At 70.5% G+C, this 12648-nt stretch carries 10 protein-coding genes and 1 tRNA gene; 4 read left to right on the top strand and 7 right to left on the bottom strand.

The annotated features are described in order from the left end of the window. The first annotated feature begins 10 nt into the window (after positions 1-10). Positions 11-583, top strand: coding sequence for a GNAT family N-acetyltransferase (locus SHK19_RS05895; RefSeq protein WP_322938100.1), 573 nt, complete (start codon positions 11-13; stop codon positions 581-583). A 40-nt stretch (positions 584-623) separates the two neighbouring features. After that, on the top strand, positions 624-1154 hold the full coding sequence (locus SHK19_RS05890) for a MarR family winged helix-turn-helix transcriptional regulator (protein WP_322458443.1): 531 nt from the start codon (positions 624-626) through the stop codon (positions 1152-1154). A 53-nt stretch (positions 1155-1207) separates the two neighbouring features. On the opposite strand, the gene ettA is transcribed toward SHK19_RS05890, so the two are convergent. The 5 genes from ettA to SHK19_RS05865 form a co-directional block, all read right to left on the bottom strand. After that, positions 1208-2890 carry an energy-dependent translational throttle protein EttA gene (gene ettA, locus SHK19_RS05885; RefSeq protein WP_322938099.1) on the bottom strand — a complete coding sequence of 561 codons (1683 nt, stop codon included), beginning with the start codon at positions 2888-2890 and terminating at the stop codon, positions 1208-1210. Between the two features lie 79 nt (positions 2891-2969). After that, on the bottom strand, positions 2970-3449 hold the full coding sequence (locus SHK19_RS05880; protein ID WP_322458445.1) for a single-stranded DNA-binding protein: 480 nt from the start codon (positions 3447-3449) through the stop codon (positions 2970-2972). Positions 3450-3797: 348 nt separating this feature from the next. After that, positions 3798-5420 carry a GTPase gene (locus SHK19_RS05875; RefSeq protein ID WP_322938098.1) on the bottom strand — a complete coding sequence of 541 codons (1623 nt, stop codon included), beginning with the start codon at positions 5418-5420 and terminating at the stop codon, positions 3798-3800. Continuing rightward, a complete protein-coding gene (locus SHK19_RS05870) occupies positions 5417-7162 on the bottom strand; it encodes a dynamin family protein (RefSeq protein WP_322938097.1) in 1746 nt (581 codons plus the stop codon). Before SHK19_RS05870 ends, SHK19_RS05875 begins: the two co-directional genes overlap by 4 nt. Beyond that, on the bottom strand, positions 7159-8280 hold the full coding sequence (locus SHK19_RS05865; RefSeq protein ID WP_322458448.1) for a PrsW family intramembrane metalloprotease: 1122 nt from the start codon (positions 8278-8280) through the stop codon (positions 7159-7161). Before SHK19_RS05865 ends, SHK19_RS05870 begins: the two co-directional genes overlap by 4 nt. A gap of 72 nt (positions 8281-8352) precedes the next feature. Between SHK19_RS05865 and SHK19_RS05860 the strand changes: the two genes are divergently transcribed. Next, the gene (locus tag SHK19_RS05860) at positions 8353-9765 is read left to right on the top strand and encodes an aminopeptidase P family protein (protein WP_322458449.1); all 1413 of its coding nucleotides are present in this window, start codon (positions 8353-8355) and stop codon (positions 9763-9765) included. Positions 9766-9773: 8 nt separating this feature from the next. On the opposite strand, the gene SHK19_RS05855 is transcribed toward SHK19_RS05860, so the two are convergent. Both SHK19_RS05855 and SHK19_RS05850 read right to left on the bottom strand, forming a co-directional pair. Next, entirely contained in the window at positions 9774-10784 is a 1011-nt protein-coding gene (locus SHK19_RS05855; RefSeq protein WP_322938096.1) for a hypothetical protein, read from the bottom strand. After that, a complete protein-coding gene (locus SHK19_RS05850; RefSeq protein WP_322938095.1) occupies positions 10784-12169 on the bottom strand; it encodes a serine/threonine-protein kinase in 1386 nt (461 codons plus the stop codon). Before SHK19_RS05850 ends, SHK19_RS05855 begins: the two co-directional genes overlap by 1 nt. A 214-nt stretch (positions 12170-12383) precedes the next feature. Here SHK19_RS05850 and SHK19_RS05845 point away from each other — a divergent pair. Next, positions 12384-12456: transfer RNA gene (locus SHK19_RS05845), tRNA-Arg, on the top strand. Positions 12457-12648 lie beyond the last annotated feature (192 nt).

Here is a 12648-nt window from a genome sequence, read left to right as displayed (position 1 = left end):
CCTCGATGGCATGAGCATCGACGTCCGCCCGGCCACGGTCTTCGACGACGTCCGCGCCGTCCTCGGACCGAAACGACCCGACGCCAACGTGTGCTGGTGCCTGAGCTACCGGATCCCGTCCAAGCTCAACAACGAGCTCCGCGGTCCGGCCCGGGGCGAGTACGTCGCGGATCTGGTCCGCGCCGATCCGCCGCCCGGTGTGCTGGCGTACGACGGCGACGAACCGGTCGGCTGGGCAGCGGTCGCGCCGCGCGCGGACACGGCGTTCGCCCGCAACCGCAAGATCCCCCACGTCGACGACCTGCCGGTGTGGTCGCTGTGGTGCGTCCGGGTCCGGCCCGGTCACCGCGGCCAGGGCATCTCGCACGCGCTGATCGAGGGCGCAGTGGAGTTCGCCCGCAGCCGCCAGGCGCCGGTGGTCGAGGCGTACCCGCTCGACAACGGGGGCGCGAAGGTCGACCTGACGATGGCCTACCCGGGTCTGCTGAAGAACTTCGAGGCGGCCGGGTTCCGGGTCGCGGCCGAGACCACGTCGGTGCTGGCCGGATTTCCGCGGGTCCTGGTGCGTCGCGACCTTCGGTGAGCCGACACACAGCGGGCCCGTGCGGACTTAGACTGCGAAGGTGACCGAGCCCGACCTGGAGGCTACCCGCGAGGCGTGGCTCCGGCGTGAGCCCCGGTGGCTCGACGACCGTCAGCAGCGGTCGTGGCGCGCGTTGGTGCTCGGCACCACGTTGCTCTTCGACCGACTGGACGACGACCTTCGGAAGCAGCACGGCGTGTCCCTGGTGGAGTACGAGATCCTCGTCCGTCTCTCCGAGGCCGAGGGCCGCGCGCTCCGGATGGCACGGCTGGCCGACTCGCTCGCCCACAGCCGCAGCCGGGTGACGCACACGGTCAAGCGGATGGAGGCGGAAGGCCTCGTCGAGCGGTGCGGCTCGACCGTCGACGGTCGCGGCGTCGTCTGCAAGATGACCGAGCGCGGTGACCTCCTGCTCCGCAACGTCGCGCCGACCCACGTGACCGGCGTGCGGGACTACCTCGTCGACCTCGTCGACGACGACGACTTCGCCGCGCTGGGAAGGGTCATGGACGCCGTTGCCGACCGGCTGATCGCCGACCACCCCGAGCGGGAGATGCGCGACGACAGGTAGGGCCTCGCAGCCGCCAAGCAACGGCGACCACTGACCGCGTCAACTGCGCGCGCTTAATCTCTGGTCAGGCGGCGGTGGGTGACCCGGTGCGGGCGTGCCGCTTCGACACCGAGCCGCTCGACCTTGTTCTCCTCGTAGGACGCGAAGTTGCCCTCGAACCAGAACCACTTGGCGGGGTCGTCGTTGTCGCCCTCCCACGCCAGGATGTGGGTGACGACGCGGTCGAGGAACCACCGGTCGTGCGAGGTGACCACCGCGCAGCCCGGGAAGTCGAGCAGCGCGTCCTCGAGGGACGACAGGGTCTCGACGTCGAGGTCGTTGGTCGGCTCGTCGAGCAGCAGCAGGTTGCCGCCCATCTTCAGCGTGAGCGCGAGGTTGAGGCGGTTGCGCTCGCCACCGGACAGCACGCCGGCCTTCTTCTGCTGGTCGGGACCCTTGAACCCGAATGAGGCGACGTAGGCGCGCGAGTTCATCTCGAAGTTGGCGACCTTGATGAAGTCGAGGCCGTCGGAGACGACCTCCCAGACGTTCTTGTTCGGGTCGATGCCGCCGCGGCTCTGGTCGACGTAGGAGATCTTCACCGTCTGCCCGACCGTCAGGTCGCCCGCGTCCGGCTGCTCGCTGCCGGTGATCATCCGGAACAGCGTGGTCTTGCCGACGCCGTTGGGCCCGATCACGCCGACGATGCCCGCGCGGGGCAGCGTGAACGACAGGTCGTCGATGAGGACGCGACCCTCGAAGCCCTTGGTGAGCCCCTTGGTCTCGAGCACGATGTCACCGAGGCGAGGGCCGGCCGGGATGTTGATCTCGGAGGTGTCGATCTTGCGGTCGCGCTCGGCCTCGGCCGCCATCTCCTCGTACCGGGCGAGCCGGGCCCGGCTCTTGGTCTGCCGCGCCTTGGCGTTGGACCGGACCCACTCCAGCTCCTTCTCGAGCATCTTCGCGCGCTTGGCGTCCTTGGCGCCCTCGATCTTGAGACGGTCCTTCTTGGTCTCCAGGTAGGTCGAGTAGTTGCCCTCGTAGCCGTGGATCCGGCCGCGGTCGACCTCGGCGATCCACTCCGCGACGTTGTCGAGGAAGTAGCGGTCGTGGGTGACGGCGAGGACGGCGCCGGGGTAGGACTTCAGGTGGCCCTCCAGCCACTGGACCGATTCCGCGTCCAGGTGGTTGGTGGGCTCGTCGAGGAGCAGCAGGTCGGGCTGCTGCAGGAGCAGCTTGCACAGCGCGACCCGGCGTCGCTCACCACCGGAGAGGTTGTCGACGATCGCGTCCGGCGGAGGGCAGCGCAGGGCGTCCATCGCCTGGTCGAGTCGGCTGTCGAGGTCCCAGGCGCTGGCGTGGTCGAGGTCGGTCTGCAGGTCGCCCATCTCGGCCAGGAGGGAGTCGTAGTCGGCATCGGGGTTGCCGAGCTCCTCGGAGATCTGGTTGAAGCGGTCGAGCTTCTGCTTGATCTCGCCCACCGCCTCCTCGACGTTGTCGAGGACGGTCTTGCCCTCCGTCAGCGGCGGCTCCTGCTGGAGCATGCCGACAGTCGCGTCGGGGTCGAGGATCGCGTCACCGTTGTTGGGACGGTCGAGCCCCGCCATGATCTTGAGCAACGACGACTTGCCGGCTCCGTTGGGGCCGACGACGCCGATCTTGGCTCCGTGGAGGAACGACAGGGTCACGTTGTCCAGGACGACCTTGTCGCCGTGAGCCTTACGGACGTTGCGCAGGGTGAAGACGTACTCAGCCACGTTGCCTGAGCCTACGTGCGGGCCGTGACCGGGACCGGCGCGGGGTGGCCGAGCCGGCCCCGGCCACCGCCGGCGGGCATCACGCGGCGCCGGCCGCCACCTCTGCGACCTCGGGCGACTGAGCCGTGGGAACCGCCCACGGGTCCTGCTCCGGGGACGCGACCGCCGGCTCCTGGGGCCGGTCGTCGCGCCGCGGAGAGCCGACCGTCTTGCTGAACGAGCTCACCCCGCGGGTGAGGTCGTGCCCGACGGTGATCGCCTCGATCTCGAGCGCAGTCACCTCGACGCCGTCGCGCGTGTAGCTGCGCTGGTTGAGCCGCCCGTGCACGATCACCGGGTCGCCGACGTGGAGGGACCGCTTGCTGTGCTCGCCGAGCAGCCGCCAGGCACTGACGCTGTACCACTGGGTCGGACCGTCGACCCACTCCTGACGGCCGCGATGGAAACGGCGTGGCGTGCAGCCCAGGCGGAAGTTGGCCACGCTCGTGCCGGCGACCTGGCGCAGCTGGGGCTCGTTGCCCAGCCAGCCCTGGACCGTGACCATCGTGTCGTTCGTCATGTCATGCCTCCGATATCCCCGGCCGCACTCGCGACCGGCCACGACGGAGTCCACGCGGGGCCGCCGACGGACGACCGGCGCCGGCACCACGGCTGTGGAGAGAGACGCCGTGGCGAGCGGCCTGTGGACGGTTGGTGGCTCAGGTGCGGCGAGCCGGACGATCGTGCGACGCGCTCGGGCAGCCTGACCGGCGGCAGCGAGCCGCCAAGCTGCCGCAACCCATGACCGCGTCAACTGCGGCCCGGCAGCGCGGCGCACGGCGGCGCAGCCGCATCGTTCGGCGACCCTGGGCCGAGCGGAGCGATGGCCCGGGCGAGCCGGACGATCTGCGACGCGCTCGGGCAAATTCTACTGCTGGGCGTGTTGGATGCCTGAGCGGAAGGCGGAGTACGACGCCAGCACCTCGTTGGTGGGGGCGACGACCTGGTCGGCCAGCACGTCGGCGACGACGTCGCGCAACCCCTGGTCGGCGGCCTCCCTCCGGGAGCGCGCCGTGCCGCCCACGAGCGGGCGGACGCATAGCCACAGCAGCAGTCCGAGCACCAGCCCGCCGACCAGCACGACCGGCGGCAGCACGAAGCCGGCCACCTCCGGCGCGCCTTCGAGCGTGCCCTGGGAGGCGAGCCATGCCCACCACAGACCCCCGCCGACAGCGCCCAGGAAGAGCAGCCACTGCAGCACGCGCACCAGGCCGACCCAACCGGGCAGCCGACCGACGCCCAGGTCCACGGAGCTCAGCCCTCGGTCGAGCGCGTCATCGGTCTCCTCGAGCCGCGCCGTTGCGGCCTGGCGGACGGCGTCCGCCCACGGCGTACCGAGGCCTTGTGCCGTCTCGTCGGCGAGCTCACGGACCGCGTTGTCGACGGACGCCCGCTGGACGGCGACGGCCTGCGGCTGCGAGCCGGCGTGGTAGCCCGCGAGCAGCTCGTCCTCACGTCGACGACGGAGACCGGCGACCAGCACCGCCGGTGGCCACGCCACCGCCCTGGCAGCACGGCTCCGGATCGTCCGCTCGACAGCGCCGGCGATGGTCGGCACACCGGCGGCCTCGGCGACGCGTTCCTCGAGTGCCCGAGCCTGCTGGGCGGAGACATCCCGGGGCGGGGCGTCGCCACCGGCGCGGTCGAGCCGGCCGGCGGCGGCGGCGACGTCGGCTTCCACGCGGGCGGTCGTGCTGCGCTTGTGCTCGACGCGGGACGCGATCTCCTGCCGGAGCTCCTCGACACCGATGCCCTCACGGGCGCTGACCGGGATGACCTTCACCGAGGCGAGCCCGTCGAGCGCGAGCAGGCGCTTGACGTCGTCGACCATGCCCTGCCGCTTCTCGGGAGCGATCGTGTCGATGTGGTTGAGGACGATCAGCATCACGTCCGCATGGGTCGCGTACGGCGCGAGGTAGCGGTCGTGGAGGGCGGCGTCGGCGTACTTCTGAGGGTCGAGGACCCAGACCAGCAGGTCCGCGAGCTCGACCAGCCGGTCGACCTCGAGGTGGTGGGAGACCTCGGTCGAGTCGTGGTCGGGCAGGTCCATCAGGACGACGCCCTCGAGCGCCTTGTCATCGACCTTGGTGTCGAGCATCGAGTCGCGCATCGTCTGGTGCCGCGGCGGGATGCCGAGCCACTCGAGCACCTCTGCGGCGCCCTCGTTCCCCCAGACGCATGCGGTCGCCCAGGACGTCGTCGGCCGACGGACGCCGGTGGACGAGAGCTCGAGCCCGGTGAGCGCGTTGAACGTCGACGACTTTCCCGATCCCGTCGCCCCCGCGATCGCGACCACCGTGTGGTGGGCAGACAGCCTCAGCCGGCCGGCCGCCCGCTCGACGGTCGCCTCGGTCTCGTCGAGAAGGGCGTCGTCGAGCCGCCCGCGCGCCGCCGACACCGCCTGCTCGAGTCCCTGCAGGCGCGCGCCGATCGTCGTCCCGCGGGTGGCGAGCTCGCGCAGCGCGCGCGTCTCCCCATCCGGTTGAGTCACAGGTGTCCTCCAGTGCCCTTCTGCATCGTGGCGGCGTACCGCAGGTCGTCGACCCGCCGGGCGGCCGCCCTCAGCTGCTCCCCCGCGTCCGGCGCCAGCTGCCACTGGTCGGCCGGTGCAACGTAACGGTTGCGCTCCCCGGCGAGCAAAGCGCGGATCCGGTCCTCCAGCGACTCCCGGGCCCGGTGGCGGAGCATCCCGGCAGTGCCCGGACCGACCACCGTCTCGAGCAGCCGCGCGCCGAGACGGAGCGAGTCGGCGGCCGCGGCCGGCGGCTGCTCACCACCGAGGACGACGACCGCCAGCGTGACCGCGAGCCCGCGGACCCCGACGGCCAGGAAACGGGTAGAGGTCCGGGCCTCGCCGCTCTCGCTGCGTACCAGCTCCTGCAGCTCGGCCTGCCAGGCTTGGATCTCGGCGTCGGCGCGACGGCGCAGGTCGCGCGTCGCGCGCGAGAGATCCTCGGTCGCGACCTCGACCAGCTGGGCGCCGTACGGCGTCGCCCGCCAGGCCGCGGCGGCCCGGGCGGCCGCCTGCTCACCGTGCTCGACGACGAGGGTCTCCAGACCGGTCTCGATGGCGACCGCGACGCGCTCCGCCTGCTGCGGCTTGCCCTTGATCGCGTTGACCAGCCGCTCGCGGACGAAGCCGACCTTTGCCTCGAGGGAGCGGATCAGCTCGCCGCTGCCGACGAACTCCTGCCAGCGGGTGAGCAGGTCCCCGCGGAGCAGGGTGCCGTCGCTCGTCGTCGTGAGCTGCTGCTTGCTCACGATTTCGTACTGCCGCTCGACGAGCGTGGCGAGGTCGCCGATGGCGATCAGCTGCTCCTCGGCGGCGTCGGCGATCGGGTAGACGCGTCGGGTCAGGATCCGGATCGAGCCGCCGACGGTCTGCTGCACGATCGCGCTGCGGGCGACGGTGTCGGCGGCGAGCGCCTCGAGCCACCCCCGGATCTCGGCGACGTGGGCGAGCGGCAGCAGTCCGTCGTCGGTGACCGGTCCCTCGGCGACACCGAACAGCGGCGAGTCCTTGAGCCCACGGGCCGCCATCATCCGGGCGAGGTGGCCGGAGACGGTCTCGACGACGTCGGGCGGAGTGCGATCGAGCACGATCGCCACCGCGGTGGAGCGCTCGGCGGCCTGCTTCAGGTACTCCCACGGGACCTGGTCGCTGTAGCGCGCGGCCGACGTCACGAAGAGCCACAGGTCGGCGGCGGAGAGGAGCTGCCCGGCGAGGATCCGGTTGCGCTCCTCCACGGAGTCGACGTCAGGGGCGTCGAGGATCGCGACGCCCTTCGGGACCGAGTCGGTCGGGACCAGCTGGATGCAGTCGTGGTCGTTGGTCGGGTGGCTGACCCGCTTCAGGTCGGGCAGCATCCGGTCCTGGCCGAACCACTGGCCCTCGTCGGGGTGGTGGACCAGGACGGGCGATCGCGTCGTCGGACGGAGCACGCCGGGCGTGGTCACCCGGTGCCCGACGAGCGTGTTGACGAGCGTCGACTTGCCGGCGCCGGTCGACCCGCCGACGACCGCCAGCAGCGGCGCGTCCATCGACATCAGCCGCGGTATCACGTAGTCCTCGAGCTGGTCGATGACCTCCTGCCGGTGCTCGCGGAGAGCCGCGACGCCGGGGAGGTCGAGGGGCAGCGCCGCGGTCTGCAGGGCACCGCGGAGCCGGACCATCTCGGTCAGCATCTGGCTGCCAGCGATCTCGTCGCTCTGCCCCCTGTGGGACGCGGTCATCGTAGGGGTACCACCTGTCCGGGGAAGGCGAACCCCGGACGGGACGCCTGGATGCGCACCAGGAAGTCCTGGCCACGCGCCTGCCAGTCCTTCGGTGCCGTGCCGCGCAGCAGGCGATGGTGTAAGAACCCGAGTTCGATCGCGGCCTGCTGATAGTCCCGCATCGCTTGAGCGGCGCGGTCACCGCCCTCGATCCGGGCGTGTCGCCGTGCGATCCTCCGGGCCCGCAGGTCGACGATCCACCCGATGTCGGTCGCCGGGATCAGGCCGCGCGCCGCCGCGTCGCCGAGGGCCATCGTCAGCATCTGCCGCTCCTTGGTGCGCGCCCAGACCCCGAGGCCGATCATGCCGACGAACGCCGGCACCATGAGCACGACGTAGGCGAGGACGAAGCTGCCGAACCCGAAGACGGTCGACCCGTTCCACAGTGCGTGCGCGGCCACCGCACAGAGGTACCCCCCGATCGGCGCGAGGATCCGGACCGACCGGCGGGTCGACATCACGGCGAGACCCAGCCCGACGCCGATGAACGCGGTGAACAGCGGGTGGGCGAACGGGCTGAAGATGCAGCGGATCACGAAGATCGTGGTCACGCCGGCGACCCCGCCGGGACCGGTGCCGTCCGTCCCGCCGTACGCCGCCGCCAGGTAGAGGATGTTCTCGGTGAAGGCGAACCCCACACCGACCAGACCGGCGTACACCAGACCGTCGAGGACGCCGTCGAGCTCGGCGCGCCGCCACCAGAGCAGCAGCAACAGGAAGAGACCCTTGCTCGCCTCCTCGGTCACGGGGGCGACCACCGCGAGCGACACGGTGTCGGTGACTCCCACGACGAATCCGCCGATCCCCTGCACGACGAGCGCGGCGATGGTGGCGACGAACGCACCCCAGAGTAGGGCGTAGACGAGGAGGTGCTTGGGTTCGGGCTCGTAGCGGTCGAGCCAGAGGTAGACGGCGACGACCGGTCCGACCGGCAGCGCGGCCAGCGCGGTGGCCAGGAGCATGATCCCGGGCGCGCCGGAGAGGGCGAGAATCACGAGCATCAACAGCGCGCCGATGACCACCGCCACGGTCACGACGACCGTGAAGGCGACACTGTCGCGGCGGGCTCCTGACACGGGCGGAAGCCTATCGGGGCGGCATCCCTGCGCCCGGTCCGGCACGAACACGCGGAAGTTACAGTTAGAGACGTGAATCACGTCGCCAAGGAGCCGAAGACCGAGTCGCACGATCCCGCCGTCCCTGAGGCCTACGCCGCCTTCATGCGGACCGGCTGGGACGACCGCGAGCGCGAGGTCGAGCCGCACCCGATCGCCCCGTGGGCCGCCGAGCGGCGGGCCCGGCTGGCGGCGACCTTCCCGGGCGAGCGGCTGGTGCTACCGGCCGGCACGTTCAAGGTGCGGGCGGCCGACACCGACTACCGGTTCCGGTCCGACACGGCGCACGCCTACTTCTGCGGCAACCAGACTTCGGACGCCACGCTGGTGATCGAGCCGGACGGGTCGTCGGTGCTCTACGCCCGGCCCCGGTCCGGACGTGAGAGCGACGAGTTCTTCCGCGACCGGCAGTACGGCGCGCTCTGGGCGGGCCGTCGCCCGTCACTGGGTGAGATCGAGGCCGCGCTCGGCCTGACGGTCAAGCACGTCGACGACCTCCCGGACGCCCTGGCGAAGTCGGCGAAGACCCGCGTCCACCGCGGTGTCTCCGACGCGGTCGACTCGCTGGTCCCGGCCGACGAGTCGCTCGACACCGACCTGGCGCGAGTCGTCTCGGAGATGCGGCTGGTCAAGGACGCGTGGGAGCTCGGCGAGCTCCAGGCCGCCTGCGACGCCACCACCCTGGGCTTCGAGGACTCCGCGGCAGAGTGGGACAAGGTGCTCGAGTACGGCGAGCGCTGGCTCGAGGGCACGTTCTTCCGCCGCGCCCGCACGATGGGCAACGACATCGGCTACGACTCCATCGTTGCCGGAGGCGCGCACGCGACCACGCTGCACTGGATCGAGAACTCGGGCCCGATCGTGCCCGGCCAGTTGGTGCTGCTCGACATGGGCGTGGAGGGCCACAACCTCTACACCGCCGACGTCACCAGGACGCTGCCGGTCAGCGGCACCTTCAGCCCGTTGCAGCGCGACCTCTACACCCTCGTGCTGAGGGCCCAGGAGGCCGGCATCGCCGCGCTCCGGCCCGACGTACCCTTCCTCGCCGGCCACGACGCGGCGATGACGGTGCTGGCGCACGGTCTCGACGACCTCGGGTTGCTGCCGGTGCCGGTCGAGGAGGCGCTCGACCCGGAGTCCAAGGTCTACTCGCGCTGGACCCTGCACGGCACCAGCCACATGCTCGGCATGGACGTCCACGACTGCGGTCGCGCCGCGCCCGAGTCCTACCGCGACGGCATCCTCGCCGAGGGCATGGTGCTGACCGTGGAGCCCGGCCTCTACTTCCAGGAGGACGACCTGCTCGTCCCCGAGGAGCTGCGCGGGATCGGCATCCGGATCGAGGACGACGTCGTCGTCACCGCGGACGGCGTCCGCAACCTCTCTGCCGCGCTGCCGAGAGAGCCCGACGCCGTCGAGGAGTGGATGGCCCGCCTGCGCGGGTGAGAGTCGGACTAGTTGCCGTCGTCCATGAGCCGGCAGAGGACGGGGACCGCGGCGCGCTCGAACCCCTCGGGACCGAGGACGTCGTTCCGTGCGTCCTGGTACTGGCGGGCGGGACTGCCGTCGTAGACGACGGCGAACACCTCGTCGTGCAGCGTCGACGTCTCGACGGTGTAGATCGCGACCAGTCGGCCGTTCCGGTCGAACGCCGCGGCAGCGTGGGAAGTGTGGATCGGATTGACCGCGTCCTGCCCTAGCGACCGGTCGACGAGGGCGGACCAGATCTCGATCCGGCCTCCCGGCGGCTCTGTCCGGTGAACGACCTGACCGACGACGTACGAGTCGATGCTGGGCGACGCGCTTCTGGTGGCGAATTCGCGGTACGCCGGGCTCTCGGCGGTGTGGACGCGCGCGCCCGGCCCGGCCACCGGACGATCAGCCGCGGCCTGTTCTGCCCTGTCGCCTTCACCGGGCCTGTTCCGCCCGGGGCCGCTGAAGTACGAGAGAAGCACGTGGACGGTCTTGCTGGCCCACTGGTCGAGCGACCCGGCCGACGGGAGCGGCCCCTGGGTAGAGGTCCCGCCGGAAGAGTCGATGATGAGCACGTGGTCAAGGTCGCGCCCTCCGCGCTGGCACACCATGACGACCTCAATGCCATCGTGGTCGTCTATCGCCACGGTCACGTACGGCAGGCTCGCGTCCGAGGACTCGGCGATGCCGACGACGTGACGACCGACGAGCCCGTCGAACTCCGTCCCCCGGGCCACCTCGTCGAGGAGGACGGGCTGCATCCAGGCCAGCCGGTTGGGCTCTGGCGCCAAGGGATGTTCGCTTTGCCAGGCGGAGTACGCCGGGGGGCCGGCCGCTCGCCCGGTAGCGAGACCGGAGGTTACGTGGGAGGCAGGAGCCTCACCGCGGGACTTCCTCTTGAACAACGACATTGCGACAGCTCCGGTTTCAGACGTGCGTGAGCCCTCGTCCCCGCGCGTAGCTATATGCGATGCGCGCCGGAACGAGACCATCAGGAACAGGTGTCGTCAATCCACGCCTCCCATTCGTCGTCTTCCGCGTCAGACGGCTCCAGCTCCTCGGCACGCCGGTCGAATTCCTCGACGTCGGAAGCTTCGTCGGCAGCCTTCTCGAGGTCCATCAGGAACGCCCGGAGACCGTCGGGCGCGTCGCTCGGCGTGCCCACTTCCGCGATGGCGCCCATGCCCTCGCGCACGCCCTCGATCGTGCGGTCAGAGTCGTCCCACACGCGGCCATCTTGTTTGTCGAGGACCTCGCAGAAGTCGCTCGCTCGTGCGTCATCCGGCCAGTCACCCGTCGTCGCGACCAGGAGTCCGATGCCGCCGAGGACAAGAGCGCCGATGGCCACCCCGCCGACGAGCATCGCGATGCGTCGAGGTCGCTTCGAAGGGCGTTCGTCAGTCCCTGTGGAACCTCTTTCTGGAGGACCTATCACCGTGGTTCGAGCGGGCTCGATTCGCCGGTCAGCCTCGTCAGGCCCACGCCCACCACCCCCGTCGGCCTCTCGCTCGTCGGCCGCCTTCCCGTCGGCTCCGTCCCGATGGCGGTTCTCGACGGCTTCTCTTCCAGCCGCGAGGGCTGCTCGCAGCTGAAGTGCGTCCGTGAACCGGTCCTCAGGATCCTTTGCCAGGCACCTGAGCAGGATGCCGTTGACGTGGTGGGCGAGTGGGCCGACGAACGCCGGAGGAGGCGCGGTGAACACATCCTTGAGCTGCAAGATGCCCTTGTCGTTGAGGAACGGGGGTCGACCGTGCAGCATCGCCCACAGCACGCAGCCGAGCGCATAGACGTCGCCGGCAGGCGAGGCGTCGCTGCCTTCATGACGCTCGGGCGGCATGTAGGGCAGGGTCCCGACCGCAACGGCCGTCGTGGTCAGTACGCCGGCACTCATCTCGCGGGCGATGCCGAAGTCGGACAGCAGCAACCGCAGCCCGTCGGGGTCCTCGGCGAGAAGGATGTTGGACGGCTTGATGTCGCGATGGATGATGCCGGCCTGATGCGCCGCGGACAGACCCGTCGCGAGCTGCCCGAGGAGCCGCAGCGCCGTGCCGGGATCGAAAGGACGCACGTCGATCCGCGCCTGCAGGTCGCCGTCCGACAAGTACGGGTTGGTCAGGTACAGCCAGCCGTCGTGCTCCCCGAAGTCGTGAACCGCCACCACGTACGGCGACTGCAGCTTAGCCAGGGTCCGAGCCTCACGTTCGAACCGCCTGCGGAACGACGGCTCGTCCAGCACCGGGCTCAATAGCTTCAGCGCAACGCGACGCTCCAGGCTGGGTTGCCGTGCCAGGTAGACGATCCCCATGGCTCCACGTCCGAGCTCGCGCTCGATCACGTAGTTGCCGAACACATCGCCGGGCACGGGGAACGCGCGCATGGCCAACTCCCTAGGAACGCTGAGCCGCGGTCAGTTTAAGACGACAGCCGGGTGCCATGAGGATGAATCGGCCGCATCTGAGGGTGCGCCGATCTCGGATGGGATACCCGGTACTTGGCCGATCGCGTCCTTGTCCATCCGTCCGACGCAGATGCGTGCGCGGCGGTGGCGCGGCGCGGACGGGTGCCGGGGTGGGATACTCGACGCCGACTAAGCCCCCGTGGCGCAATGGATAGCGCAGTGGATTTCTACTCCAACGGTTGCGGGTTCGACTCCTGCCGGGGGCGCCGCCACAACGGCGCAGCGGCGCGCCTCCCGCGATCGACCCCGAGGTCGGGTTAGAAATGAACCGGCCCCGGGGAGTATGAGCCCCCGGGGCCCAGAGCTTTTTCAAGCTCGTCCGCTGCAACGCCCCTGAGCGCTACTGGTTGGGAAGACCTGTTTCAAGACGTCCCGGCCCTGATCAGCGCTACTTGTGG

The sequence above is a fragment of the Nocardioides bizhenqiangii genome, from assembly GCF_034661235.1.
Classification (GTDB): domain Bacteria; phylum Actinomycetota; class Actinomycetes; order Propionibacteriales; family Nocardioidaceae; genus Nocardioides; species Nocardioides bizhenqiangii.
The sequence above is the reverse complement of the archived record's forward strand: the minus strand, read 5'-3'. Positions and strand labels throughout refer to the sequence as shown.

Excerpts from the sequence above, each read along its gene's own strand:
- SHK19_RS05895 (WP_322938100.1), top strand. The coding sequence starts at position 11 with ATGAGCATCGACGTCCGCCCGGCCACGGTCTTCGACGACGTCCGCGCC.
- SHK19_RS05880 (WP_322458445.1), bottom strand. The coding sequence starts at position 3,449 with ATGACGAACGACACGATGGTCACGGTCCAGGGCTGGCTGGGCAACGAG.
- SHK19_RS05870 (WP_322938097.1), bottom strand. The coding sequence starts at position 7,162 with ATGACCGCGTCCCACAGGGGGCAGAGCGACGAGATCGCTGGCAGCCAG.
- SHK19_RS05855 (WP_322938096.1), bottom strand. The coding sequence starts at position 10,784 with ATGGTCTCGTTCCGGCGCGCATCGCATATAGCTACGCGCGGGGACGAG.
- SHK19_RS05850 (WP_322938095.1), bottom strand. The coding sequence starts at position 12,169 with ATGCGCGCGTTCCCCGTGCCCGGCGATGTGTTCGGCAACTACGTGATC.